We start from the raw sequence: 25,518 nt of genomic DNA on the forward strand, positions 1-25,518 counted from the left end.
TGCGGGTAGGTGCCCTGAAATTACTGTAAGTGCTGATGAATTATATTGTTTAATCAATAACAGAGGAATTAGGTTGAAAAAACTTAATTCCTCTGTTTTGCAAGCACCTAAATTTTTGACGATAGTTCGATATTGCCGTTGGAGATTTTGGTAATGTTGGATCTGAATCAATACCTTAGACACAAAAAGTTGAACTTTTTTAAGCTGATTGAATCGCTTCGTCCTCGATCTGTTGAGGTGTTCTGTATCCAAGGAAACTATGAATCCTTTTTCTGTTATATCAGAATTCGATATATTCAAAGATAACTTTATTCGCCTCATTGAAATCTTTATATATATGAAATATGACAAACAGTATCGGAATTTCTACATCTTCCGTAACATAGAATATTTTTTTGTTATCTTATTAAAGAAGGTTAATAAAAGATGATTCGCTTTGTTACAATGATTTCATATTGATAATCGCATATAGTAAGCATGGAAAGGGGGGAGTGGTTAAACGATATGAAAATAGATATTATAATGCAGACGAAGCAGAATGAATGTGGATTATGTGCTGCAGCCATGCTTGCATCTTATTACGGCTATAGAAAGGATATCAATTTTTATCGGTCATTATTTCAGGTGGGAAGAGATGGAATGTCTGTAAAGAATATCTGCGATATCTTCCGTATGATTAAGTTTAAACCATTAACAAGCCCCTGCGGAGATATTAAAAAGAGTGAAATAAGAGGGAGAATTCCCTGTATTCTCTATTGGGATCATCATTTTGTTGTAATAGAAAAAATAAAAAACCAGGATTGCTACATCTGTGATCCGGCGGCAGGACGTGTAAAAATAAGTCTGAGTGAAATAAATGGTTATGATGAAAAATATATGATATATATCAAAAAGACAGATGAGTTTGCAAAAGAAAAAGATAAAGCTCATATCTATTATTATATCATACGTATGTTAAAAGGTATTGAAGTTATATTCCTGATAGCAGTAATTGCTTCAATTTTAGTCAATGTAATGAATATAATCATTCCACAGATATTACAAAGCATGATTGACTTCCTGATAAATGGGTCGATTAATAAACAAAAAAAAGTAATTATAATAAATATATTTGTGGTTTCCGTTTTTTATCTGGTATTTACGAAATTGCGGAATAATAAATTAGTGGAATTACAAGGCGTAATTGTTGAAAAATTTTCCTTGCATACCATGAGGCATTTATTCCGGGTAAGCTATGGATTTTTTGACAGCCGAAGCACAGGAGATATTCTTTATCGATTAAATACTTTATTCGAGGTGCAAAAGCAAGTATCAGGAATATTAATATCATTAATTATTTCGATTACGTCCATTAGTGCTATTTATGTCTATATTTGTATCATAAAAAACATTTTTTTATTTGTTATGATGACGATTGTTTTTATCATACTATATATTTTTGTATTTTTACAAAATACTTCCCTACTGGAACGCAATCGGAGATTGGTCAGTAACAATCAAGGTTTAAACAGGGTGCAGACAGAGATCATAAGTCAGATGTATCAGATCAAATGTATGAATCTGGAAGATCACTTTTTTCGTATTTATAAGCAAGTCAACGAAAAATTTAAGAAGGGGTATATACATAATCAAAAAGGGTTGTCAGATTTTTCTATGATTATAGGGCTATTTGAGATGTTTATTCCATTAATGATAATCTTTATTATGATATTTGGTAAGTTTCAAAAAAACGTTTCAATTGGAAGCCTTTTTACCTTCTATATCATTATGGAATTATATGTAAAATACGTTATGAGTCTTGCCAATACGAGTGTTCAAATACATACATTAAGGGGACAGCTTTATTATATTAATGATTTACTTAATGAAAAAGAATTAAAAAAGGGGAAATTCCAGATAGACAATTTCAATCAACTAACCTTTGATGATGTGAGCTTTCAATATAATTCCAATCAAAAAGATGTATTAAGTAACATAAGGCTAATCGTAAAGCGAGGTGAAAAAATAGCAATTGTAGGTATGTCTGGATCAGGAAAATCTACCATTGTTAAATTGATAGCCAAGTTGTATCCATGTACCTCTGGAAAGATTTTGATTAATGGAGAATATAAAATTGAGGATATTATGGAGGATAATTTCGCGGATTTATTTGGAATTGTTCCTCAGCAGTCGGTTGTTTTTAATAAAACCATCAGAGAAAATCTGACACTATGTAACAATGATATAAGCAACGATGCTTTAATTGAGGCACTGAAAATGGTTAATTTATGGGATGAAATTGAACAAATGCCTATGAAACTGGATACTATGATTTCGAATGAAAATAAAAATTTATCTGGTGGACAAATTCAAAAGTTAAGCATTGCACGGTCGGTTCTTAGAAAACCGCAGATATTAATATTAGATGAATCAACAAGTTCATTAGACAGTACCAATGAACTAGATATACATAGTAATCTCAAAAAAATGGGAATAACACTCATCGTGATATCTCATAGACTCTCCACCATACAAGATGCCAATTGCATCTATGTACTGAATCATGGACGTCTTGAGGAAATTGGTACGCATGAAGAACTGCTTTCCAGTCACAAATTATATTGCCAGTTATATGAAAAGCAGTGCCTCCAGTCAAAGGAAATTGTTGAGGAAAAAATGCAAATGGTGACATAAATATGTCAAGAAAGGAGGAAACATATGGAGAAGAATGGAATTTATGAAGTCCCAGAGTGCAATATGATTGGTGCTGGTGAAATGAGAGAAGACACAGTCGTAGGTGGTAAAATGTCTGAGGTAATCGTTGGCTCTGTTGCCAGTGGCGTTTCTGGTGCAGTAGTTGGAGCGGTTATTGATTCAATTCCTGGACCAGCAATTCCAGGCTAATTGAAAAGAGTAGCTTAAACTTATATTTGTGTCATTTTTTGCATTTGGTTGCTCAAACAGGCAGTTACCGTTTAGTTCTGATTGCCTGTTTGAGCAATAAACTCTATTTGAGTGTAAAGTTAGAATCAACATATAGCAGATGGAAACATGTATGAGGAGCAGGGTGAGGATATGAAAGGATTTGTGATTTTAGAATGTGCCAGTTGGTTTGAAGAGGATGACGGCTGTATTCAAATAACAAATAAATATGGAAACACGGTCATTTTAAATAAGTTATATTCTTTGGTGTGGAAAACAATTGATAGTGAAAAAGAAATTTCAGAACTGAAAGAGGAATTGCAACATGTTTTATCAGAGAGGCAGATGGAAGAAATTATAAATAAATTGTCGGACTTTGATTTGGCATCTGTGCGGGATGAGATTGATAGTTTTGATATTATGTTTTAAGGAAGGGGCAAATGTATGAATGCAATTGATATCTTATTAATTAATTTACCTACGGGTTCCTGGTATAAAGATAAAATTAAAGATTCTAATTCAATGCCTCCCTTGGGATTGCTTTATATAGCATCTTACTTAGAAAAATATAACTACAAAGTAAAAGTACTGGATTTTGCAGTAACTCATATATCCAGCACTGAATTTGAACTAATGTTATCGGAAGGACAGCCAAAGATCGTTGGGCTAAGTACATATAATGAGTCTTGGAGTACGCAAAAAGTTCTATGTAAGATTGTAAAAAGAGTATTACCTGATGCAGTCATAAGTGCAGGTGGAGCATTCGCTTCCTTTTGCTATGAAGATATTCTATTACAATCCCTTACAGATGTTGTACAAAGAGGAGAAGGAGAATATATTTTTAAAGAATTGGCTGATTTTGTTATCAGGGATAATAAATGGGGACAAACGATAGATATCGATGGAATTAGTTATAGAGATTCAGGAGGAAATATAGTTGTTAATAAGGATTCATGCCGAATTCAAAATCTGGATGATTTGCCATTTCCAAATCGTGATTTTTTAGAACTGGATAAATATATAATGCCATATACCATATCAACTTCAAGAGGCTGCCCAGGAAATTGTATCTTTTGTTCCTCCCGGGCTTTTTGGGGAAAACAGGTTATCATGAGAAGTGCGAAAAGCATATTTGAAGAAGTAATGGATATTTACCATAAGTACGGAGTTACTATATTTTATATTACAGATGACACATTTACCGCATCAAAAAAAAGGTGCTTGGATTTTTGTGAAATGCTTAAAGAAACAGGTATTAATTTTATATGGGGGTGTGAGTCCAGAGCAGATGTAATTGACGAATCTTTTATTGAGAGATTATACCGGGCAGGATGCCATAAGATTCAATTTGGATTTGAGAGTGCGGATAATGAGATTCTGAAAAAACTAAGAAAACACGTCACCATTGAACAAATTGAAAATGCAGTAAAATGTGCTTGTAAAATAGGGATGCATATTCAAACCTCGTATATTATTGGTCATGCATTTGATACCAACGAAACAATTGAGAAGACACTTTCTTATGCGCAATATTTTAGTGATAAATATGGAGCCAGAGTGGTTTGCAGTGTAAATACGCCTTTTCCAGGAACCGAACAGTATGAAAGAATGAAGGAACTTGGGATCAGTGTAAAGACAAAAGACTGGTCTAAATATGTGTTAAATAATCCTATTATCTCGACAAAAAATCTTACTACAAACGAATTAAGAAATTATCTTGCAAAAGGTCAAAAATTAATAAAATAAGGTGGTATAATATGGTGGAGGACAATTATTATCTTTTTAATTTAAAATACTTTTTGGTAAAGAGGCATAAATATAGATATATACTTATTTCCAAAGTGGAATTTTCCATCTTATCATTAAATGAGACCGCTTATACAATTCTCTCCTTGATGGATGGGAAACATAATGTCAAAGATATTATTCGGTTTATGAAGGAACAATATGACATCAAGGAAGAGTTGATTGAAAATTATACCGTTCACTTTATAGATAATATGAAGCAAAAAGGCGTAATTCAGAAAGTGGGAGATCGGGAAGAAATTGAATACAGGCAGCAAAGTCTGAATCGGGTCTATCTGGATCTGGCTAATTCAGTCCTAACATTTAGTCAGATTTGTCATATGATAGACTCAGTCGAAATACATGAACATGAGAAGATGATTCGATTTTTTATAAATTTAGATGACAGATATCCCGATGAGGAGGTTCTGAAAATTCTGGCATACATTGGGAACAAGACATTTGCAAAAATATTTCTCTTTTGCAAGGAAAGCTGTTTGGAACAAAGTATACGAAAGCAATTAAAAGAATATATAGATGGGGTAGCACTGCAAATAGATTCCTATGAAAAAGAGAGGGATCTTAAAAAAATTGCTATGAAATGCAAACAGTGTCTCTCCGATGGTATGTCATTTTTTATTCATTTTACATTACAACCGAGGAATTTAGAGGAATGCTCCTTGCTTCAGCAGGATATGAATGAATATGGCGTAAATGGAATCTTTATTGATGATTCAGGCGTTTCTCAGACTGCGGAATATGAAAAGATGCTTGAAAATCTTTATCAAAAAAATAATTTTATTAATTCCTGGAAAAATAATAGAATTAAAGCTGAAAACCAGAGATTTTATATCCTTACAGAAAATGAGTTATGTTTAAAGTCGGTTTATCCCCATAAGCATAAAAGACATTGCGGCATAGGAATTGAAGAGATTAGTATTGATTTTCAGGGACATATCTATCCTTGTCATCTTTCCCGTAAAAATGAGTTTTATTTTGAGAGCATAGAGGATTATTATAATAAAAGAGAGAATATGTTTGGTCAAACGCTTAAAGCAAAGTCGTGTGATTTATGTGAATCCTGGTGTTTATGCCTGGGAGGGTGTAAATTAAAAAACAGACAAAATGGTAAAGCATTAAGTGATACAATTCCAGATTGTGAACATATGATTGAAACCGTAGAAAATTATTATGCGAAATTGTAGGTGATCGAGAAGATGAAAATAGTACCCAATACGGACGTGTTACTTATTAATGTTCCGATGGACCGTGTCTTAAAGACAAGAAAGGAGCATTCCAAATTAACCTCCATGCCTCCTTTGGGAATGTTGTATATTATTTCAAGCTTGGAGGCCGCAGGATTTCATGTGAGCTTTATAGATTTTTCTGTGGAAATGTTTGATAGGGAAAATTTTCTTGATTATTTAAAGTTAATGGCCCCTAAAATCGTAGGGATATCAACCTATGTGGAATCTTGGAAAATTCAAAATTCAGTTGCCAGTCATATCAGAAAGATCGTACCAGAAGCAGTAATTGTTGCTGGTGGATATTGTGCTTCTTTTGCATATAAGGAAATGCTTCAAACAAACTATTATGATTATATTATAAGGGGAGAAGGGGAATTTTCCTATATTTCTTTATGTAATCACTTGATTTTACATAAAGGTTCAATTAATAAAGTAAATAATCTGGTCTATCAGGTAGATGGAAAAATTATAATGAATGATTTTGAGAGAATCTCTGATCTTGACCAATTGCCCTATCCAGCCAGAGAGGTATTGGATCTTAATCGTTACAGTTATCCATTTACAATATCAACGGCAAGAGGATGTCCCGGGCGATGCATTTTTTGTTCTGCCCATGCTTTTTGGGGCGACAAGGTCGTTATGAGGTCATCTCAGAGCGTTGTCAATGAGATAAGAGAAGTATACCTTACATTTGGCCTGAAAGACTTTTTCATTATTGATGATACATTTACGTTAAAGCCAGCAAGGACCTTAGAATTTTGCAAATTATTAAATGAATTAAGCAGAGAACTTGATGTTACATTTGTGTGGGGCTGTGAATCCAGAGTAGATGTTGTAAAGTCAGATAATTATCTGCTAAAAACAATGAAAGATGCTGGATGCAATATGGTTCAATTTGGAATGGAAAGCGGCAATGATTCCGTTTTGAAATCCATAAAGAAAAATATCACATATGAGCAGGTTTATCATGCAGCTCAAATGGCATATGAAGCCGGACTGAAAATGAACATCTCGTTTATGATTGGACACCATATGGATACAATGGATACAATCAAAGAAACAATTAGAAAAGCGGTAGATTTAAAACAGAAATTTCATGCAAATATGGTATTTTCGATCAATACACCTTATCCAGGAACAGAGCTGCGGAATCAGTTGGAAGAACTGGGAGTGAACTTAATTGTTGATGATTTTAGTAAATTAAAAATGAATGATTCTGCAATCAGAACGGCATATTTAACGGCCAATGATATAAAAAAAGGCTTCAGTCTGGCAAATCAAATGTTATATTAAAAAGGAGGTAACGAATGAGAGATACAACTCCTTTGGTTACGGAAGAAAAAAACAACCAGCATACAATCCGTGTCACCAATGTATACAAAAGCTTTGGACCCAAATCAGTACTAAACGGGGTGAACTTTATCATACAAGAAGGAGAAGTTACTGCGTTTTTAGGTCATAATGGAGCAGGAAAGACTACTCTTTTGCGCATTATTCTTGGACTCGTTGACATTGAGAATGGGGAAGTGAGTGTGTTTGGAGAAAATCCGTTCTTATCGGGCGAGCGAATCCGAAAAGTCTGTGGCGTGTTGTGTGAAGACACGGGACTCTATGAATCCTTAACAGTATATGATAATTTAAAGTTCTTTGCTGAGATATATGGATGTTCCAAGAAAGAATATGAAGAGCAAATTGATATTTTGTTAAAACGGTTTGATATTCTTGAAACAAAACATCAGATTATCAAAAATTTTTCCATGGGAATGAAGAAGAAGGTTGCAATTATCAGAACCATTCTTCACAATCCAAAGATTGTTTTAATGGACGAACCAGTAAATTCCTTGGACCCGGTCAGTATTCTTACATTACATGACATTATAAAAGAGAGGAAGGAGAAATACAATACAACCTTTCTGATTACGACTCATAATCTGGAAGAAGTAAAGAAGATTTGCGATAAAATTGTTATTATGAAAAAAGGAAAAAACGTAGTTGAACAATCTTTGTCACTAGATTCCTATTTAAAGACAAATATCGAACTCCTGGGAGATATTGAGACTGAATCCGTAAAGACGATTATGGATCAGCATCACCTCACATATACCTTAAATGACCATCAACTTATTACCCCTGAGACGGATAAACAAGTTATTTCAGAGATTATCAGGGAGCTGGTGTATCATAAGATATCCATATGCGGCGTATCAAAGGAACAATTTGATTTAAATAAATTATATCTGGAGACCGAGGAGGCAGAGAATGAATAGAGTCTTAAAAATGCAGTTTCAAATGCTGTTTTCTAATTCAAGCCAGGTTGTATACTTACTTCTTATGAGCATCGCGGGGACGTGTGCATTTTTTATTATGGGTGGGAATACCAGGTTAATCTTATCAATTTTTATTCTTATTATAACTGCTGCCCAGATTACGCCAAAACTATTCATTACAGAAAAAGAGAATCAGACCTTTGAGACTCTCTTGACCCTTCCCCTTTCGTTTGAACAGATTGAAAGAGGAAAATCGTTCTTTTGTTTTTTTATATTTGGTGGTCTCTTATATGTTACTTATACTCTTTCTTTTTTTATGGATTTCTTTTTTCGGCATGTTCCTCTGTCGAATATCCTAAGCCTTCGTAATCTGACAGGGATATATCTATTCCCTTTATTAAATATCTGGAATCTGTCCATTCGGCTCTCTCTATTGTCGTTGCAATCAAAAGATAGCAAGGCATGTGCCATGGATGCCACACTGCTTTCATTTTTGTATGGAATTCCATGTCTGATTGTAATCTCCTGCATGGATGTACCATTAAGTGCCTTTTTTATAATAAGTATGCTGTACGTTATCATAGAAGGTGTAATAGGATTCGCACTTCAACGTAGAAGGAATATATACAAAAACAAATATACATTAAGCAATTTTTATAAGGTGTAAAAAGGTGATCGAAATGAAGGAAATTTATGTAGTGATAAAAAAGGAATGGAGCAATTTCCTTGTCAGAAATGCAATGATTCGTTGGTATCTGTGGATTATTATCTTAAATTGTTTTATAATTATATTACCCAAATATAATATGTTTCCAGTTACGAATAACAAAGCACTTTTATGTCTGGGATTTATGGTGTTTAGTGTGTTTTTAATTCCAAATAACCTGTCACTGGATTTGGTAGGAGGAGAGAAGCATCACCGTACCATGGAAACTCTGATTTCTACTTCCGTTGATATTCGAAAGGCTCTTTTTGCAAAAACTTTATTTATTGAGATACTGGGACTTGTCTCGCTGTTTGCAATTACTGTTTTGGATAATCTTTTGTTAAAGCTATTATTTCATATCACATTTCTTGATGCGGGGTTTTCTTTGAAATGGATCATTGCAATGTATTTTGTGATTAGTGCTGGAATTTTGACACTTGGGCTGTTAGGATCTTATGTTGCATTTCACGTTTCTGATTTAAAGACAGGTGGATATATTATTGCTATTGCAGATGCAATCTTAGTTTATCTGATTATGAATAACTTGAAAAATATCAATGAAGAATATATGATAATAACAGGAATCGGCATATTTTGTATCGTTGTAGTGCTGGCTCTGTTGTCAAGTTTTCGATTGAATAAAGTAGATGTAATGAAAAAGATTAGATAGGAGAGGAAAAGAGATGGAAGGTTTAATTTATGCAGCTTTTTGCATTGTGTTTGGTTTGATTGGATATTTTGGTTTCTCGTGGTATCGAAAAAACAGGAAGAAATAACGAAAGAACAGATATGCATATTTACTTAACAAAGCGCCTCTTCGGTGCCTCCAGCGAAAACTCCTTACACGGCCATTCGTAATGGCTGACGAGACGCCCCTGCAGGTCGGAACGCCGGGAACCGTATCTTGTTACATATATCGTTATTCGTAGTATTATTAAGATAGAATGGAGTGGATTGAGATGATTGAAAGCATTGTATTTGACGCATATGGTACGTTGTTTGATGTCTTTTCTGTTACAGAAAAATGTGAGGAAGTATTCCAGGGAAAAGGAATAGAAATTAGTTAGGTGTGGAGACAAAAGCAACTGGAATATTCCTAGTTACGTGCATTAATGGGAAAGATGCACTTTGCTATGCTCTGGAATCCCTTGAATTACAGTACGGTGAGAAAGAATTAGAAGAAATTTTGAATACTTATTATCTAAAGTTGTATCCTGATGTAATGAACGCATTAAAAGTCTTAGGCCTTGCAAGCAGGTGATTTTAACAAATGGAAATTCAGAAATGCTTAGTCAATTAACTATCAATACTGGTTTAAATAAGCTGATAGATGGAGTGTTAAGTGCTGTTTCTAAAAATCATTTAACAGAAGGCGAAATAAAACTGATTTCCAGATAAAAGATGGCTGGTAAGCATGGAAATTTAATTCAGGGCTTACCCTTTAATCCTGCGGTTTATTTAAAATGCATTGAACAAAACCAGGCATCTGTACATAAAACTGAGGAAACTCATACAGCGTGGAGATTGAAACTTCATAAATTATCTGTTATATTAATCATCAGAAGCAGGACATTCAATGGCGAATTTTGTCAGGGAGTGTCCTGTTTTTTGTGTTACCGGGGGCGGGCAGGAAGCAGAGAGAGACCGTGGTTCCGTTTCCAGGTTGGGACTCAATGGACACGGTCCCGCCGTGACGTTCCATAATGCGTTTGACGATAGCCAGGCCAACGCCGCTGCCTTCATATTCACCAGCCCTGTGAAGCCGCTCAAAAACATGGAACAGTTTATCCGCCAAGGCCATATCAAAGCCGATTCCATTATCCTGAATGGTAAGAATAAGTCCCTCCTCCAGGGGCCGGGCAGTGACGCAGATCTGTGCTTCTTTGCGGATACGGGTGAACTTGATTGCATTTCCCAGAATATTTTGAAACAGCAAGGTCAAAAGGGTGGGATCTCCCCATAATGGCGGAAACGGCTGAGGGCTTAATTGCAGAGTGATACGGCGTTCCGGTTCCAGGGCGGACAGTTCATCAAAAATACTCCGGATAAGAACCGCCCCATTTACCGATTCCGGACAGCAGTCTAAGGAGGTCATTTGGGAAAATTCCAGAAGACGGCTGACCATGGTTTCTGTCGATTCGCATTTACGTTCCAGCCTTCCTAACACCGGCATAATGTCTTCGGGGAGGGGGAGGCTTAATGAGGTCAGTTCCTCCTTGAGAAGCAGAGTAAGCTGTTTTATGACCTGCAGAGGAGATTTTAAGTCATGGGATACACTGTGACAGAACTGGTCCAGCTCTCTGTACGCGGCCTTTAGCTCCCTTGACTGGGATACAATGCGCACATGAGTGCCGATACGTGCCAGCAGCTCCGATTCATGGCAGGGCTTGATGATATAATCCTGGGCGCCCAGTTGAAATCCTTTTTCCAGGCTTTCCCGGTCCTGTGCAACGGTCATAAATATGATGGCAGTGTCCTGGTAGGTGATGTTCTGGCGAAGGCGGCTGCAAAGGGAAAAGCCATCCATGTCCTTCATATGAATATCTAAAAGAATCAGATCAGGGAGTTCTTTCTCCAGGACAGAAAGGGCCGCCTTCCCGCTGGAAGCCACCAATACGCGGTAACCATGGGTTGTTAAAATTGTTCCAGCAGCATAGATCTGTTCTGGCGAATCATCTACAATCAGTATGACAGCCGGCTGTCCCATATGGGAGACCTCCTTTTACCGGTGTTTCAAATCATCCGTATTTTGGGGACTATTCTACTATACGGCATACAATAATTCAAGAAAAAGAAAGGAGAAAATTGAAAGCATACAGATTCAGTTCAAAAAAACTCAATGGTATATGGATTCCATCGGTTCTTTTTATGGTGCTTCTTATGGCAGCCAGCACCTGGAATCTTTTTCAGGCAACGGTTGCCCGGCAAAAGGTCCAGGACAGACGGATTTTATGCGGAAAGCTTTCCGACAATCTGGATGAAGCGGCAGGATATCTTTCTGATCAGGCCCGAAATTACGTAATAACCGGAGAACCGCGTTATCTTGAGAATTACTGGGATGAAGTATATACCGGAAGACGCAGGGAGTCGGCGGTCATGGAACTGGAAAAACTGGAGCTGCCAAAACGGAAGATGGGACTTTTGACCTCCGCAAAGAATTATTCGGATCTGTTGATCTATCTGGAAACCAGGGCCATGCGTCTTGCCGCAGATTCCTTCGGACTGGAAGAAGGAGAAATGCCGGAAGAAATGAGGGACTACGTATTAAACATTGTGGAAAAATCCATGAATCCAGAAGAACGGCACATGGCTGCGGTGGAACTTCTGTTTGGAAACCAGTATCTCGGTGAAAAGGAAGTAATCGGACAATATATCAGTCAGTTCTTAATGCAGACAGAGGAAGAACTGGATGGGCAGCTGAAAGAGGAAGAGGGCAGGCTGGCGGCTGCACTGACCATGCAGTGGGTCCTTCAGGCAGCGGCGGTGCTATTGTTTCTGGTAATGATTCTGTCCTACTATTATCTGATGATCAGGCCGGTTCTCTATTATCACAGCTGTCTGGAAGATGGGAATAAGGAGATGAAGCCTTCCGGAATTCTGGAAGTAACCATGCTGGGGCAGGCCATGTCTCAGGCATTGAAAGCAAAAGATGAGTTCCTGGCAACGGTAAGCCATGAACTGCGGACGCCGCTGAATTCCGTGATTGGCTATGAAACGCTTTTGGAGCAGACGGAGCTTGATCCTTTGCAGAAGGAGTACATATCATGTATGCAATATGCATCGGAACATCTCACGGAAATGGTGAACCATATTTTAGACTATACCCGTTTGGAGAAGAAACAGCATACGCTTTCCTTTGTGAAATGGAATCCTCAAAATATGGTGCATTATCTGGACGCTGTTTTTTCTCAACTGGCTTCATCCCAAAATCTGGAATTTCATATCCTTGTGGAAAAAGACATGCCTGCCGCCCTTTATGGTGACGAAGTGAAAATCCGGCAGATTGCTGCAAACCTTGTTTCCAATGCATTGAAGTTTACAAAAACAGGCCAGGTTATGGTGAACTTGCGCTTTATAAACCATCCCTTAAAAGAAGGAGAGGGAACCCTGATTCTGATGGTAAAGGATACAGGGCCTGGAATTGGAGAACAGGATCTGGAACGTATTTTCAAGCCCTTTGAACAGGCCGGTGCCGCGGCAGACGGCCGCTATGGGGGAATCGGACTGGGACTGTCTATATGCCAGAGTCTGTCCAGGCTGATGGGGGGAACGGTCCGGGTCAGCAGCCGGCAGGGGCTGGGAAGTACCTTTACGGCTGAACTTCCCCAGCATACGGTTGGACCAGAGGAAAAGGAGTTCCCGGTTGTTCCTGTTATGACAGGGCGGCGTGTGCTTTTGGCAGAGGACAATCAGGTGAATCAATATATGCAGAAAATGCTTCTTACTTCTCTGGGACTTTCTGTAGAGGTGGCATCAAATGGAAAAGAAGCTCTGGAATTATTTAAAACCGGATCCTTTGATTTAATCCTCATGGATTTGCGGATGCCTGAAATGGACGGATATAAAACCGCAGAGAGAATCCGGTCCATGGAACGAGAAGAACCGGAAAACCTGCATATTCCAATCATCGCATTGACTGCGGATGGAGACAGGAATGTACAGGATCAGGTGGATCATGCTGGTATGGATGCAATATTGGTAAAGCCGGTAGCCCTAAAAGCGTTGAAGGAAGAAATCAGCCGCTTTATAAAAACAGAAGATGCAGCAGAGGGGGGCCAATATGAATGGCGTGAGGAATTGCTTCATATCTTCTGCAGAGAGCATGCCGGAGATTTTGAAAAGCTGGTGGGACTGGGAAAAGCAGGACAGTATGAAGCAATGAAGGAACTGCTCCATCTCTTAAAGGGAGCCTCAGCAACCGCAGGAGTAAGTGATATCAAGGAGCTGTGTGTGGGTCTGGAGGAACGCTTAAAGGACGGAAAGACAGAAGAAATCACAGAAAAAGCACTGGAAATAAAAAGAAGGTTTGATGCATGGCAGGCACAGGAAGGAGAAAAAGTAGAAAAATGTCTGATAGGCAAAAGGGAACCGGTGTCTGGGGAAACTGCAGCCAAACGGCTAAAAGCGTGGAGGAATATGGTAGCCATGGGAGAATTTGGAGCCATAGAACAATGGAAAGCCAATCAGTCTGCTTTTTTCCAGTATCTTGGTGAAGAAAAAGCGACGGCTCTTTGGCGGGCCCTGGCGCGGTATGATTACCAGGAGGTACTAATACTTTTGGATGGAGAAGGAAAGGGCGATGGCTATGTATCAGATATTATTTGTTGAAGACGACGAGGATATCCTTTTTCTGGTATCCCGATATAAGCTCTGGAGACAGGGGGAATACAGAATTGCAGGAACCGCAGCCAATGGGAAGGAAGCCCTGGATAAACTGGCGGCATTCCATTATGACCTGATTATTACCGATATCCGTATGCCTGTTATGGATGGATTGGAATTATGCCGCAGAATACGGGAGCAGGGGTATCAGACCCTGATCATTCTGGCAAGTACCTACAGTGATTTTGCCTATGCCAGGGAGGGAATAAGGCTTGGTGCTGTGGAATACATTGAGAAGCCCTACAGCGAAGAAAAGCTTGAAGAGGCTTTCAGACTGGCCGGCCAGTTTCTGAGCGGAAACGGGATGCAGGAAGAATTTTACGAAGCTCTCATATCAGAAGAAGAGTCCGAAGAAATACTTACGGACCGGCTTTTAAGACGGATACGGGAAAAATATCCGGATAATCAGTTAATGGTCCGGCAGGAAGTGGGTTCGGTTTTAAAAGGAATCTGGACAAAAATGACAGAACAGGCACCGTGGCTGGAAATCATGGAGCCGGTCGATATCTTTATTGGAAAGGACTTATCCGAAGACGTATGCAGGATACTGCATGAGTACACCCGTATGATAAGAAGTTACGGTATAAAGGAGCCGGACAAAATCGTGCGGAACATAGCAGCCATTTTAAAGCAGAACCTTTCCAGGCCTCATATTCAGGATTATCTGACAGAACAGCTGGAATTGAGTAAGGATTATATGGGAAAGAGATTCCGGAATGCTGTAGGAATTCCCATATCGGAATACTGTACCCGGCTTAAGATGGAACAGGCCAAATCCATGCTGACAGGAACCAATAAAAAGGTATATGAAATAAGCGTGGAATTAGGGTATTCCACGGTGGATTATTTTACCGGATTGTTTAAAAGCTATACCGGAATCACGCCTACCGGCTATCGGGGCAGTGGTAAAAAACGGAATTATATGGTATAAAAACGGTTTTCTGCGGTTTTTTTTTCTTCCCTTATGGATTATGATGTTACATATTCAAATATGAGAAGAACGAAAAGACAAAGCTGTCGCTGTTTCCCCGGAAATGGCAGCTTTGTCTTTTTTGTTTGTACAACACATCAGTCTGAAGGAGGACAATATTATGAGAAAGCGTACATTAGGAGCAATTATGTTGCCGGTGTTCATGGCAATTACCCTGGCAGGATGCAGCGGCGGTGCCATGAAGGCTGTTGCAGGAAGCAGCACGAAGGGAGAGGAGAAAACAGAAGGGTCGGCCCCGGTCCAGGAGAGTGGAGAGGATACCATAAAGGTCGGAATTCTGCATTCACTGAGCGGTACCATGGCAATCAGTGAAACCTCGGTGAGAGATGCGGAACTGTTAGCCATAAAAGAAATCAATGCAGCCGGAGGTGTACTGGGCAGGCAGCTGGTTCCAGTTGTGGAAGACGGGGCATCTGACAATGCCACATTTAAGGAGAAGGCGGAAAAGCTGCTTTTAAATGACAAAGCGGCAACTGTATTTGGCTGCTGGACTTCTGCAAGCCGGAAGGCGGTTCTTCCTACCTTTGAAAGCAACAATGGTCTTCTCTGGTATCCGGTCCAGTACGAGGGAATGGAGTCTTCTCCCAATATCTTCTATGTGGGGGCGGCTCCAAACCAGCAGATCGTACCGGCCATTGAGTATATGAATGAGAATTACGGAAAAAAAGTATTTCTTTTAGGTTCTGATTATGTATTTCCGCGCACGGCCAATTCCATTGTAAAAAAACAGGCGGAAGCCCTTGGAATGGAAGTGGTCGGAGAGGAATACACACCCATGGGCCATACGGATTACACAACGATCATCAGCAAGATTCAGCAGGCGCAGCCGGATTTTGTATTTAATACTTTAAACGGAGATTCCAACGTAGCATTCTTTAAGCAGTTTAAGGATGCGGGGCTTACTCCGGAGCAGATCCAGACCCTATCCGTATCCATAGCAGAAGAAGAGGCGGCAGGAATTGGAGCTTCTTATTTAGAAGGGCATCTGGTGGCATGGAATTACTATCAGAAGACAGACACCCCGGAAAATAAAAAATTTGTGGAGGCTTACAAGGCCGAATATGGTGAGGACCGGGTAACGGATGATCCCATTGAAGCAGGATATAATGCAGTTTATCTGTGGGCAGCAGCCGTGGAGAAAGCAGGATCAACGGATGTGGATCAGGTACGAAAGGCAGCTGCAGGGATTGAATTCAAGGCTCCCGAAGGCACTATAACCATTGACGGAGAGAACCAGCATATGTATAAACCGGTACGAATCGGTATGGTTAATAAGGAAGGTCTGATTGATGAAGTGTGGAGCACTCCCGAGCCGGTAAAACCAGATCCATATCTGAAAGGATATGAATGGGCTAATGGATTATCAAACACTCAGTAACAGCAAGGGGGAATGGCTGGGAGGCAGCGCTCATAGAGGCGTTTTGCCTCCCGACAGTTCCTGTCGGAAGGGAGATTTGTGAAATGGAATTATTTCTGATGCAGTTGTTTAACGGAATCAGTGTCAGTTCCATCCTGCTGATGGCGGCACTGGGGCTTGCGGTAACCTTTGGCCTGATGGGAGTCATCAATATGGCACATGGAGAATTTATCATGGTTGGAGCCTATACGGCCTATGTGGTCCAGAAACTGTTCCAGGCATACTTACCGGCCGGAGTATTTGACTTTTATTGCCTTGCGGCCATCCTGTTATCCTTTGTGACGGCGGCAGTTCTGGGCTTGATTTTAGAACGCCTGGTGATTCGCAGACTATATGGAAGGGCGGCAGACAGTCTTCTTGTTACCTGGGGAATCAGTCTGATTCTTCAGCAGGCGGCAAGAAGCATCTTCGGTTCTCCCAATGTCGGTATCAAAGGACCGTCTTTTCTGGAAAAAAGCTTGAAAATACATGGGATGCTGTCCCTTCCCTACAAACGGCTTTTTATTCTCATGATTGCGGTTCTTTGTCTGGCTTGTGTTTACTGGCTGATGTACCGGACCCGGCAGGGGCGTAATATCCGGGCCGTCATGCAGAACCGGGATATGGCTGCAGCATTGGGAATCAATACCGGACGGATCGATTCGGTAACTTTTGCAATCGGCTCCGGGCTGGCCGGCCTTGCCGGCTGTGCGCTCACGTGGATCGGAGCCATAGGTCCCACACTGGGAACCAATTATATTGTTGATACCTTTATGACCGTTGTGGTAGGGGGAGCGGGAAGCCTGATAGGCTCGGTTTTTGGAGCTGTTTTCATCGGATTGGGTGGAACCGCATTTGAATTTTTTACCACAGCGTCCATCGGCAAGGTCCTTATATTCCTGTGTGTGATCCTGCTGCTGCAATTGAGGCCAAAAGGTATTTTTGCAATACGCAGCCGGGCGCTTGAGGATTAATCCATGGAGAGGATGTGATGGTATGAAAGTATTAAAACGAATAAAAGGCACCACAGGTTTGGCAATTTTCCTATTCCTTTTGCTGGCAGCCCTGCCATTTTATATGCCTATGTTCCGCGTCAGCCTTTTTGGGAAATATATGTGTTTTGCAATCATCGCTCTTGGTCTGGATATGATATGGGGGTACACCGGCATATTGAGCCTGGGCCATGGTGTCTACTTCGGACTGGGGGCCTATTGCATGGCAATGTACTTAAAGCTGGAAGCCTCCGGAGGCGTTTTACCGGACTTTATGTCCTGGAGCGGGTTAAACAGTCTTCCCGCCGTGTGGGTGCCTTTTGCAAATCCGTTTTTTGCCATACTCATGGCTGTGCTGGCACCGCTGCTGTTAGCCGTTGCCGTCGGATATCTGACCTTTACCAATAAAATCCGCGGCGTTTATTTTTCGATTCTCTCTCAGGCCATGGCAATGATCATGGGGACAATGCTTATTGGAAGTCAGGCATATACCGGAGGCTCAAACGGGCTTACGGACTTTAAAACTATTTTCGGGCAGGACATTCATGCCCCTGTTACAAAAATCCTGATGTACTATGCTACGCTTCTCATGCTGATGCTTCTTTTTGGAGTCTGCCGTTTTATTACCGGCAGACGGGTCGGAAAGGTGCTGATAGCAATCAGGGATGGGGAGAACCGGGCAGGATTTGTGGGGTATAACACCGCCCGGTATAAGGTGTTTGTCTACGGGTTGTCTGCCGCAATGGCGGGAATCGCAGGAGCACTTTATGCAGGCCAGGTGGGAATCATATCGCCTGCAGAAGTAGGTATCGTTCCCTCGGTTGAAATGATTATATGGGTGGCTATTGGCGGAAAGGGAACTTTGGCAGGGCCTGTTTTGGGGGCTTTGGCAGTAAACAGTCTAAAGACAGCGGCCAGTGAAAATTTCCCCGAGCTGTGGTCTTACTTTATCGGTGTCCTGTTCGTAGCCGTGATCCTGTGGCTGCCCGGCGGATTCATTTCCTTAAAAGAGATTCCCGGAAAAATCCGTAGCAGACAAAAACCCCATATAGAGGAGACTTCTGCTTTCCTGGAAGAGAGTTCTAGAGAAGCGGCTCCCGGGAATAAATAATAAGAATGGAGGTTTTTATTATGGAACAAAAGGCAAAAAAGGATCATATGGCGGTTTCTCCTGTTTTGGATATCGAGGATATCAGCATACGGTTTGGCAATTTTAAAGCGGTCAAGAGGGTAACGACCTCAGTAGGAAAGAATGAGATCCGTTTTTTTATTGGTCCCAATGGTGCCGGAAAAACTACAATCCTTGATGCTATTTGCGGCAAGAACAAGGTTTCCGACGGCAGAATCATCTTCCATGGCGGGGACGGGGACCGGGATGTGACCAAAATGAGGGAATATGCAATTGCAGATTTGGGAATCGGAAGAAAGTTCCAGGCTCCAAGTGTGTTTGGCGGGATCACCATTGAAGAAAATATGGAACTTGCTGTTGCCAGAAGGCACTCCATTTACAGCACTACGTTTTTAAAGCTGTCCAGGGAAAAACTGGATTACATGAATTATGTTCTGGAGTTCACCGGTCTTGCAGATAAACGGTTCAAGTATCCGTCAAGCCTTTCTCATGGAGAAAAACAGTGGCTGGAAATCGGAATGCTGATGGCGGCAAGGCCGAAGCTTATGCTTTTGGATGAACCGGTCGCCGGTATGGGACGCAGGGAGACAGAAAAGACCGCCCGGATGCTTCAGGATATTAAAAAGGAATGCTCGATCATTGTGGTGGAGCATGATATGCAGTTTGCCAGGGAAGTATCCGATACCGTAACCGTATTTCATGAGGGGGAAATTCTTGATGAAGGAACCATGGAGACCGTACAGAAGAATCAGCAGGTCATTGATGTATATCTTGGAAGAGGCTGAAAGGAGGCAAGACCATGTTTAAACTGGAAGGATTGTATGCCACGTATGGGGAGGGGATGGTCCTGCGCCATGTGGATATGGAAGTCCCCATGGGACGTGTCACCTGTCTGGTAGGGCGCAATGGGGCCGGGAAGTCCACCACGCTTAAGGCGGTCATGGGACTGGTAAAAACTCCCCAGGGGAAGATCTTTTTGGAGGGACAGGAGCTGCAGAAGCTCCCGGTATATGAACGGGCAAAACGGGGCATTGGCTATGTGCCCCAGGGACGGGATATTTTCCCTCAGCTTACGGTAGAGGAAAATATCCTGCTGGGACTTGAAGCGGGGAAAGGAAAAGGAACCATTCCGGACTTTGTTTTTGAAACGTTTCCCATACTGAGGGAATTCCTTCACAGAAAGGGAGGAGATTTATCCGGAGGGCAGCAGCAGCAGCTGGCCATAGCCAGGGCAATCGTAGCCGGCCCCCGGATACTGGTTCTTGATGAGCCTACGGAAGGAATCCAGCCCTCTGTCATTCAGGAGATCGGCCGAGTCATAACAGGACTGAAATCCCGGATGGCAGTGCTGATTGTGGAGCAGTATCTGGAATTCGTACTGAACATAGCGGATTACTGCTATGTGATGGAAAATGGAAGGATTATTATGGATGGTGAGCCGGAGCATTTGGATCAGAAACGTTTACAGGCTACCATGTCACTTTAAAAAGGGAGGTTTACTCATGAAACTGACGCCAAAGGAACAGGAGAAACTATTGCTCCATATGGCCGGAGTGCTGGCAGCGGAGAGGCGCAGCCGGGGCCTGAAGCTGAATTATCCGGAAGCGGTTGCTTATCTAAGCTCCCAGCTTATGGAGCTGGCAAGGGATGGAAAGACCGTTGTCCAATTGATGGAGGCGGGCCGTCACCTTCTGACAGAGGAAGATGTGATGGAAGGGGTGGAGCATGTGCTGGAAGCGGTTCAGGTAGAGGCTACCTTTCCGGATGGGACAAAGCTGGTCACGGTTCATAACCCGATACAGCCCGGCCCATCCCGGTGGAATGACAGGAGGGAAAAGGTATGAAACCAGGGGAAATACTGCCCCTTAACAGGGATATCCTATTAAATCAGGAGAAAGAAACGAAACTGGTAAAGGTTGCCAATACCGGGGACCGGCCGATTCAGGTAGGTTCCCATTATCATTTTTTTGAAGTGAACAGGCTGCTGAAATTTGACAGGGAAACCACCTTTGGTTATCGTCTGGATATCCCCTCAGGAACCTCAGTCCGCTTTGAACCGGGAGAGGAAAAAGAGGTGGGTCTGGTTGAACTGGGAGGAAGTAAAACAGTTTATGGCTGCAATGACCTGACAAAAGGGCCGGCAGTTTTGGAGGCACGGGACAGGGCCATGGAGCGGGCAGCAAAAAAAGGGATGGTTTAGAGACAAAAGGAGGTTAGCGGATGAGCTATCATATCAGCGGAAGGCAGTATAGTATGATGTACGGCCCGACAACAGGGGACAGGGTACGCCTTGCCGATACCTGTCTGGTTGCACGGGTGGAACAGGATTATACCGTATACGGAGACGAAATCAAATTTGGGGGAGGCAAGACCATCCGTGACGGCATGGGCCAGTCCGTAAAGACCACCAGTGCAGGCGGAGCCCTGGACCTGGTGATTACCAATGCTTTGATCATTGATTATACCGGAATATACAAGGCAGACATTGGCATAAAGGATGGAAAGATCTCCGGCATAGGAAAAGCCGGGAATCCAGATATCATGGATGGGGTCACAGAAGGCATGACGGTTGGTGCCTCAACGGAAGCCCTTGCAGCAGAAGGGATGATTGTAACAGCCGGAGGCATCGATACCCATATACATTTTATCTGTCCCCAGCAGATTGACTGTGCCCTGTTTTCAGGCATTACGACAATGATCGGGGGCGGCACCGGACCTGCGGACGGGACCAATGCCACGACCTGTACGCCCGGACCATGGAATCTTGCAAGAATGCTGGAGGCAGCCGAAGAATATCCCATGAATCTGGGCTTCCTTGGAAAAGGAAACTGTTCCGATGAAGAAGCATTGGCAGAACAGATTAAAGCAGGCGCCATAGGGCTGAAAATACATGAGGACTGGGGGGCCACACCGGCGGTCATTGACCACTGTCTGAATGTGGCAGAAGAATTTGACGTGCAGGTTGCAATTCACACAGATACTTTAAATGAAGGGGGATGTGTGGAGGATACTTTGGCTGCCATAGGGGGAAGGACCATTCATACCTATCATACGGAAGGAGCAGGAGGCGGTCATGCGCCGGATATTATCCGTGCCGCGTCTGCTTTGAACGTCCTTCCCTCCTCAACCAATCCTACCATGCCTTTTACAGTCAATACCCTGGATGAACACCTGGATATGCTGATGGTCTGCCATCATCTGGATAAGAACATCCCAGAGGATGTTGCATTTGCGGATTCCAGAATAAGGCCGGAAACAATTGCTGCGGAAGATGTCCTGCATGATATGGGAGTGTTCAGCATGATGAGCTCTGATTCCCAGGCCATGGGCCGGGTAGGAGAGGTGATAACCAGAACCTGGCAGACCGCACATAAAATGAAAGAAGAACGGGGACCTCTGAAAGAAGATACGGAAGATGATGATAATTTCCGGATCAAACGTTACATTGCAAAATATACCATCAATCCGGCAATCACTCATGGGATTTCGGAATATGCAGGCTCTGTGGAAACAGGAAAGCTGGCGGATCTGGTGGTCTGGAATCCGGCATTTTTTGGAGTGAAGCCAGACCTTATTATTAAGGGAGGGCTGATTGCCGGGGCAAGGATGGGAGATGCCAATGCATCCATTCCGACGACAGAGCCTGTGGCATACCGGCATATGTTTGGCGCACATGGGAAAGCAAGGTATCAGACATGCATCACCTTTGTATCCGGGGCCGCAGCTGACGGCCACATAAAGGAAAAGCTGGGATTGGAGAAAATGGTTCTGCCAGTCCGTAATACAAGGAATATTTCAAAGAAAGACCTGGTTTATAATGATGCCACACCTGAGATTACGGTAGATCCCGAAACCTATGAAGTAAAAGCAGACGGACAGCCGCTTACGTCAAGGCCGGCCGGGAAGCTGCCGTTAGCACAGTTTTATTCGCTGTTTTGACAGACTTTGAGAGGAGGCATTTATGATATTATGTGAATCCGTAAAGGGCAATTTAAAGGAAGAGGGATACGGGAACCAACAGGTAGATTACGTTGAGATCGAATGGTATGAGGCTTACAAGCGCATTCACCAGAAAAACACCCGGAACGGCAAGCCAATCGGTATCCGCCTTGGAACAGAGATTCTTACAAGGGGATTGAGGGAAGGGGACATCTTGTGGAAGGATGAGGCGGAAGTGATTGTTGTAACCATCTCACCAAGCGAGGTCATAGTTATAGACATTGATGTGCAGCATCCGGAAATGGCTTATAAAGTATGCTATGAAATAGGGAATAGACACGCGGCTCTCCTGTACGGGGAAAATACCCTTCAGTTTATCACCCCATACAATGAACCGGCCCTGCAGCTCATGCAGAAGCTTCACGGGGTAAGGGCTGAAAAGGCGGTACGGAAGATGGATTTTGATAAAGCTATATCAGCCGCAGTCAGCAGTCATACCCATTAAGGGTCGGAACAACCGCTGTAGACAGGAAAAAAATTGTGAAAGGAAGAGGAACCTATGACCGGACAGGCAAAAGATTATCTGCTTATGCAGATCAATGACGCGCTTTTTCCAATTGGAAGCTATTCCCATTCTTTCGGTCTGGAGACCTATATTCAGAAAGGTATCATAGACAGCAGCCAGTCAGCAGCTGTCTATCTCCGTCAGATGCTGCTTTACAGCATGTGCCAGAATGAGCTTCTTACCATCCGCATGGCATGGGAGCATTCTGTGAATGACGATCTGGACGAAATCCTTAAGCTGGAGGAACTGGTCAGATGTACCAGAACAGCCATGGAAATCCGCCAGGCAGGGGAGAAGCTGGGGTCCCGCTTTATAAAAACGGTTACAGCTCTTCCCGTTTTGCATGAAACGGAAGTCTTTCAGAAATACATCAGACTGCCGGGGGCCAAAAGCCATACAGTAGCTTATGGAGTATTTTGCGCAGCATCGGGAATCAGCTGTCCGGCCGCCTTGAAGCATTATCTGTATGCCCAGGCTTCCGCCATGGTCACAAACTGTGTAAAAACAATTCCGTTAAGTCAGATGGATGGACAGAAGCTGCTGTTTGGCTGCCAGACCTTGTTTGACCAGGTAATGGAGCGGCTGGAACATATGGGGAATGAAGAGCTTGGTGCGGAAACGCCGGGATTTGAAATACGGTGCATGCAGCATGAAGAACTGTATTCGCGGCTTTATATGTCCTAGGCCGCAGTGAAAAAGAGGAGTGAGATTTATGTCATATGTGAAAATAGGTGTGGCCGGGCCGGTAGGGTCCGGCAAAACTGCATTAATAGAGCTGCTGACCAGAAAAATGGCCTCACAGTATAGCATTGGCGTCATAACCAATGATATCTATACGAAGGAGGATGCCGAGTTCTTATGCAAAAACAGCATTATGCCAAGGGAGAGAATTATTGGCATTGAAACCGGAGGCTGTCCCCATACTGCCATACGGGAGGACGCTTCCATGAATCTTGAAGCTGTGGATGAGATGGCAGAACGCTTCCCGGATATCCAGATTATTTTTATTGAAAGCGGAGGGGATAATTTATCGGCTACATTCAGTCCGGAGCTTGCGGATGCCACGATTTTTGTCATTGATGTGGCGGAGGGAGACAAAATCCCCCGAAAGGGCGGACCCGGTATTACCCGCTCAGATCTTCTGGTCATTAATAAGATTGACCTGGCTCCCATGGTAGGCGCAGATTTGGCTGTCATGGAGCGGGATTCAAAAAAGATGAGAGGAAACAAGCCGTTTGTGTTCACCAATATACGCGGGGCTGACGGCACAGACAGGGTGATTGCATGGATTAAGCAGAGTGTGCTGCTGGAAGAAGGGGGCTGAGCTGCATGATGGCAGGAAGAACCGGTGCAAATGCATTTGAAAAGCTGTCCTCTCTTTGCATAACAGCCGGAGAGCATATGGGAAGGATCTATTTAAAAGAACTGTCTTTTACGGCTCCGTTTAAGGTCATGGCCCCCTTTACAAAGCCTGACGGAACCCTCCAGGTGATGCCCCTTACAGCCTCCGCCGGAATCCTTGAGGGGGATACACAGGAAATACAGATAGAAACCGGACAGGGGACGAAGCTGGAGGTGGTTTCCCAGTCCTATGAAAAGATCCATAAGATGATTACAGGCAGTGCAAGGAGAGATACATGCCTGCACGTGGGAAAGGATTCTCTCCTTCTTTACCGGCCTCTTCCGGTCATCCCTTTCAAACAGTCGGCATTTGACAGCCGTACACAAATCGTATTAGAGGATTCCACCAGCCGTTTGGCTTATCAGGAAATATTATCCTGCGGACGGGCAGCAGCAGGAGAGCGGTTTCGTTACCGGTATTACCATTCCCTTGTGGAGGCGCGCCGGAGCGGCTGCCTGGTATACCGTGAAAACTGCAGGTTCTATCCGGACCGGGACTTCATGGAGGAGGTGGGGTTTTTTGAAGGATATTCCCACCTTGCCAATCTGCTGCTCTTTCAGATGGGGGCAGAACATTCTGTGGATAAGATCCGAAGACTGATCGGCAAGCAGGAAGATGTAAGCGGAGGAGTCACACTTACAGCCGCTTCCGATGTGGTGGTGCGGATCTTAGGAAATCAGGCCCAAAGCCTGCAGAAGATATGCGATGATATAATAGATCTGGTGAGGAAACAGGAAACTTCCATGGATATTCACATCTTTTGATGAAATTAAAATAAATGCATTATTAATTGTCATTTTATGTCGAAATAATAAA

The 25,518-nt window shown here is 42.5% G+C and carries 25 protein-coding genes and 1 pseudogene; 23 read left to right on the top strand and 3 right to left on the bottom strand.

Translation table 11 applies throughout. The features are described 5' to 3' along the window. Window positions 1–199 precede the first annotated feature (199 nt). Window positions 200–334: pseudogene (locus ACLTWA_RS10620) on the bottom strand (IS3 family transposase); the annotation flags it as partial. A 170-nt stretch (window positions 335–504) separates the two neighbouring features. On the opposite strand from ACLTWA_RS10620, the gene ACLTWA_RS10625 reads away from it, so the two are divergent. The 7 genes from ACLTWA_RS10625 to ACLTWA_RS10655 all read left to right on the top strand — a co-directional run bounded on the left by ACLTWA_RS10625 (window position 505) and on the right by ACLTWA_RS10655 (window position 8,200). Next, on the top strand, window positions 505–2,673 hold the full coding sequence (locus tag ACLTWA_RS10625) for a peptidase domain-containing ABC transporter (RefSeq protein WP_412327671.1): 2,169 nt from the start codon (window positions 505–507) through the stop codon (window positions 2,671–2,673). A gap of 24 nt (window positions 2,674–2,697) precedes the next feature. Then, a complete protein-coding gene (locus tag ACLTWA_RS10630) occupies window positions 2,698–2,883 on the top strand; it encodes a hypothetical protein (RefSeq protein ID WP_412327672.1) in 186 nt (61 codons plus the stop codon). Window positions 2,884–3,054: 171 nt separating this feature from the next. Beyond that, complete coding sequence (locus tag ACLTWA_RS10635; protein WP_412327673.1) at window positions 3,055–3,330, top strand: hypothetical protein; 276 nt, start codon at window positions 3,055–3,057, stop codon at window positions 3,328–3,330. A gap of 15 nt (window positions 3,331–3,345) precedes the next feature. Next, window positions 3,346–4,647 (top strand): B12-binding domain-containing radical SAM protein, encoded by a 1,302-nt coding sequence (locus tag ACLTWA_RS10640; protein ID WP_412327674.1) that lies wholly within the window; start codon window positions 3,346–3,348, stop codon window positions 4,645–4,647. Window positions 4,648–4,658: 11 nt separating this feature from the next. Then, window positions 4,659–5,891: a PqqD family peptide modification chaperone gene (locus tag ACLTWA_RS10645; protein ID WP_412327675.1), complete on the top strand. Its 1,233-nt coding sequence runs from the start codon at window positions 4,659–4,661 to the stop codon at window positions 5,889–5,891. Between the two features lie 12 nt (window positions 5,892–5,903). Beyond that, window positions 5,904–7,226 (top strand): B12-binding domain-containing radical SAM protein, encoded by a 1,323-nt coding sequence (locus ACLTWA_RS10650; RefSeq protein WP_412327676.1) that lies wholly within the window; start codon window positions 5,904–5,906, stop codon window positions 7,224–7,226. 14 nt (window positions 7,227–7,240) lie between these two features. After that, window positions 7,241–8,200, top strand: coding sequence for an ABC transporter ATP-binding protein (locus ACLTWA_RS10655; protein WP_412327677.1), 960 nt, complete (start codon window positions 7,241–7,243; stop codon window positions 8,198–8,200). Between the two features lie 314 nt (window positions 8,201–8,514). On the opposite strand, the gene ACLTWA_RS10660 is transcribed toward ACLTWA_RS10655, so the two are convergent. Beyond that, the gene (locus ACLTWA_RS10660) at window positions 8,515–8,709 is read right to left on the bottom strand and encodes a hypothetical protein (protein ID WP_412327678.1); all 195 of its coding nucleotides are present in this window, start codon (window positions 8,707–8,709) and stop codon (window positions 8,515–8,517) included. A gap of 171 nt (window positions 8,710–8,880) precedes the next feature. Here ACLTWA_RS10660 and ACLTWA_RS10665 point away from each other — a divergent pair, with 171 nt between their 5' ends. Both ACLTWA_RS10665 and ACLTWA_RS10670 read left to right on the top strand, forming a co-directional pair. Next, the gene (locus tag ACLTWA_RS10665; protein ID WP_412327679.1) at window positions 8,881–9,576 is read left to right on the top strand and encodes a hypothetical protein; all 696 of its coding nucleotides are present in this window, start codon (window positions 8,881–8,883) and stop codon (window positions 9,574–9,576) included. Between the two features lie 399 nt (window positions 9,577–9,975). After that, window positions 9,976–10,167 carry a hypothetical protein gene (locus ACLTWA_RS10670; protein WP_412327680.1) on the top strand — a complete coding sequence of 64 codons (192 nt, stop codon included), beginning with the start codon at window positions 9,976–9,978 and terminating at the stop codon, window positions 10,165–10,167. Between the two features lie 312 nt (window positions 10,168–10,479). Here ACLTWA_RS10670 and ACLTWA_RS10675 read toward each other — a convergent pair whose 3' ends face one another. Then, on the bottom strand, window positions 10,480–11,613 hold the full coding sequence (locus ACLTWA_RS10675; protein WP_412327681.1) for a sensor histidine kinase: 1,134 nt from the start codon (window positions 11,611–11,613) through the stop codon (window positions 10,480–10,482). A gap of 98 nt (window positions 11,614–11,711) precedes the next feature. Between ACLTWA_RS10675 and ACLTWA_RS10680 the strand changes: the two genes are divergently transcribed. The 14 genes from ACLTWA_RS10680 to ACLTWA_RS10745 all read left to right on the top strand — a co-directional run bounded on the left by ACLTWA_RS10680 (window position 11,712) and on the right by ACLTWA_RS10745 (window position 25,466). Beyond that, complete coding sequence (locus ACLTWA_RS10680) at window positions 11,712–14,234, top strand: ATP-binding protein (RefSeq protein WP_412327682.1); 2,523 nt, start codon at window positions 11,712–11,714, stop codon at window positions 14,232–14,234. Next, window positions 14,206–15,219 carry a response regulator transcription factor gene (locus ACLTWA_RS10685; protein WP_412327683.1) on the top strand — a complete coding sequence of 338 codons (1,014 nt, stop codon included), beginning with the start codon at window positions 14,206–14,208 and terminating at the stop codon, window positions 15,217–15,219. Before ACLTWA_RS10680 ends, ACLTWA_RS10685 begins: the two co-directional genes overlap by 29 nt. A gap of 160 nt (window positions 15,220–15,379) precedes the next feature. Then, entirely contained in the window at window positions 15,380–16,657 is a 1,278-nt protein-coding gene (gene urtA / locus ACLTWA_RS10690; protein WP_412327684.1) for an urea ABC transporter substrate-binding protein, read from the top strand. 83 nt (window positions 16,658–16,740) lie between these two features. After that, window positions 16,741–17,649: an urea ABC transporter permease subunit UrtB gene (gene urtB, locus ACLTWA_RS10695; protein WP_412327685.1), complete on the top strand. Its 909-nt coding sequence runs from the start codon at window positions 16,741–16,743 to the stop codon at window positions 17,647–17,649. A 22-nt stretch (window positions 17,650–17,671) separates the two neighbouring features. Next, the gene (gene urtC / locus ACLTWA_RS10700; RefSeq protein ID WP_412327686.1) at window positions 17,672–18,778 is read left to right on the top strand and encodes an urea ABC transporter permease subunit UrtC; all 1,107 of its coding nucleotides are present in this window, start codon (window positions 17,672–17,674) and stop codon (window positions 18,776–18,778) included. Window positions 18,779–18,798: 20 nt separating this feature from the next. Continuing rightward, window positions 18,799–19,581 (top strand): urea ABC transporter ATP-binding protein UrtD, encoded by a 783-nt coding sequence (urtD, locus tag ACLTWA_RS10705; RefSeq protein ID WP_412327687.1) that lies wholly within the window; start codon window positions 18,799–18,801, stop codon window positions 19,579–19,581. A gap of 14 nt (window positions 19,582–19,595) precedes the next feature. Further along, window positions 19,596–20,282, top strand: coding sequence for an urea ABC transporter ATP-binding subunit UrtE (gene urtE / locus ACLTWA_RS10710; RefSeq protein ID WP_412327688.1), 687 nt, complete (start codon window positions 19,596–19,598; stop codon window positions 20,280–20,282). 16 nt (window positions 20,283–20,298) lie between these two features. Continuing rightward, window positions 20,299–20,640: an urease subunit gamma gene (gene ureA / locus ACLTWA_RS10715; protein WP_412327689.1), complete on the top strand. Its 342-nt coding sequence runs from the start codon at window positions 20,299–20,301 to the stop codon at window positions 20,638–20,640. Then, the gene (gene ureB / locus ACLTWA_RS10720) at window positions 20,637–20,996 is read left to right on the top strand and encodes an urease subunit beta (RefSeq protein WP_412327690.1); all 360 of its coding nucleotides are present in this window, start codon (window positions 20,637–20,639) and stop codon (window positions 20,994–20,996) included. The genes ureA and ureB overlap by 4 nt, the downstream gene beginning before the upstream one ends. Before the next feature lie 20 nt (window positions 20,997–21,016). Beyond that, window positions 21,017–22,735, top strand: a complete 1,719-nt coding sequence (gene ureC, locus ACLTWA_RS10725) for an urease subunit alpha (protein ID WP_412327691.1) — start codon at window positions 21,017–21,019, stop codon at window positions 22,733–22,735. A gap of 22 nt (window positions 22,736–22,757) precedes the next feature. Beyond that, window positions 22,758–23,240: an urease accessory protein UreE gene (locus tag ACLTWA_RS10730; protein ID WP_412327692.1), complete on the top strand. Its 483-nt coding sequence runs from the start codon at window positions 22,758–22,760 to the stop codon at window positions 23,238–23,240. A gap of 54 nt (window positions 23,241–23,294) precedes the next feature. Continuing rightward, a complete protein-coding gene (locus tag ACLTWA_RS10735; RefSeq protein ID WP_412327693.1) occupies window positions 23,295–23,984 on the top strand; it encodes an urease accessory protein UreF in 690 nt (229 codons plus the stop codon). Between the two features lie 28 nt (window positions 23,985–24,012). Next, the gene (ureG, locus tag ACLTWA_RS10740) at window positions 24,013–24,624 is read left to right on the top strand and encodes an urease accessory protein UreG (RefSeq protein ID WP_412327694.1); all 612 of its coding nucleotides are present in this window, start codon (window positions 24,013–24,015) and stop codon (window positions 24,622–24,624) included. A 5-nt stretch (window positions 24,625–24,629) separates the two neighbouring features. After that, window positions 24,630–25,466, top strand: coding sequence for an urease accessory protein UreD (locus ACLTWA_RS10745; protein ID WP_412327695.1), 837 nt, complete (start codon window positions 24,630–24,632; stop codon window positions 25,464–25,466). The last annotated feature ends 52 nt before the right edge of the window (window positions 25,467–25,518 follow it).

The organism is Lacrimispora sp., assembly GCF_046972725.1.
GTDB lineage: Bacteria > Bacillota > Clostridia > Lachnospirales > Lachnospiraceae > Lacrimispora.

Coding starts and splice junctions, on each gene's coding strand:
- ACLTWA_RS10625 (WP_412327671.1), top strand. CDS start 505: ATGAAAATAGATATTATAATGCAGACGAAGCAGAATGAATGTGGATTA.
- urtC (WP_412327686.1), top strand. CDS start 17,672: ATGAAAGTATTAAAACGAATAAAAGGCACCACAGGTTTGGCAATTTTC.
- ACLTWA_RS10650 (WP_412327676.1), top strand. CDS start 5,904: ATGAAAATAGTACCCAATACGGACGTGTTACTTATTAATGTTCCGATG.
- urtB (WP_412327685.1), top strand. CDS start 16,741: ATGGAATTATTTCTGATGCAGTTGTTTAACGGAATCAGTGTCAGTTCC.
- ACLTWA_RS10675 (WP_412327681.1), bottom strand. CDS start 11,613: ATGGGACAGCCGGCTGTCATACTGATTGTAGATGATTCGCCAGAACAG.
- ACLTWA_RS10630 (WP_412327672.1), top strand. CDS start 2,698: ATGGAGAAGAATGGAATTTATGAAGTCCCAGAGTGCAATATGATTGGT.
- ureC (WP_412327691.1), top strand. CDS start 21,017: ATGAGCTATCATATCAGCGGAAGGCAGTATAGTATGATGTACGGCCCG.
- ACLTWA_RS10735 (WP_412327693.1), top strand. CDS start 23,295: ATGACCGGACAGGCAAAAGATTATCTGCTTATGCAGATCAATGACGCG.
- ureA (WP_412327689.1), top strand. CDS start 20,299: ATGAAACTGACGCCAAAGGAACAGGAGAAACTATTGCTCCATATGGCC.
- urtD (WP_412327687.1), top strand. CDS start 18,799: ATGGAACAAAAGGCAAAAAAGGATCATATGGCGGTTTCTCCTGTTTTG.
- urtA (WP_412327684.1), top strand. CDS start 15,380: ATGAGAAAGCGTACATTAGGAGCAATTATGTTGCCGGTGTTCATGGCA.
- ACLTWA_RS10655 (WP_412327677.1), top strand. CDS start 7,241: ATGAGAGATACAACTCCTTTGGTTACGGAAGAAAAAAACAACCAGCAT.
- ACLTWA_RS10730 (WP_412327692.1), top strand. CDS start 22,758: ATGATATTATGTGAATCCGTAAAGGGCAATTTAAAGGAAGAGGGATAC.
- urtE (WP_412327688.1), top strand. CDS start 19,596: ATGTTTAAACTGGAAGGATTGTATGCCACGTATGGGGAGGGGATGGTC.
- ACLTWA_RS10665 (WP_412327679.1), top strand. CDS start 8,881: ATGAAGGAAATTTATGTAGTGATAAAAAAGGAATGGAGCAATTTCCTT.
- ACLTWA_RS10645 (WP_412327675.1), top strand. CDS start 4,659: ATGGTGGAGGACAATTATTATCTTTTTAATTTAAAATACTTTTTGGTA.
- ACLTWA_RS10660 (WP_412327678.1), bottom strand. CDS start 8,709: ATGGAATTCCATACAAAAATGAAAGCAGTGTGGCATCCATGGCACATG.
- ACLTWA_RS10685 (WP_412327683.1), top strand. CDS start 14,206: ATGGCTATGTATCAGATATTATTTGTTGAAGACGACGAGGATATCCTT.
- ureB (WP_412327690.1), top strand. CDS start 20,637: ATGAAACCAGGGGAAATACTGCCCCTTAACAGGGATATCCTATTAAAT.
- ACLTWA_RS10635 (WP_412327673.1), top strand. CDS start 3,055: ATGAAAGGATTTGTGATTTTAGAATGTGCCAGTTGGTTTGAAGAGGAT.
- ACLTWA_RS10745 (WP_412327695.1), top strand. CDS start 24,630: ATGATGGCAGGAAGAACCGGTGCAAATGCATTTGAAAAGCTGTCCTCT.
- ureG (WP_412327694.1), top strand. CDS start 24,013: ATGTCATATGTGAAAATAGGTGTGGCCGGGCCGGTAGGGTCCGGCAAA.
- ACLTWA_RS10640 (WP_412327674.1), top strand. CDS start 3,346: ATGAATGCAATTGATATCTTATTAATTAATTTACCTACGGGTTCCTGG.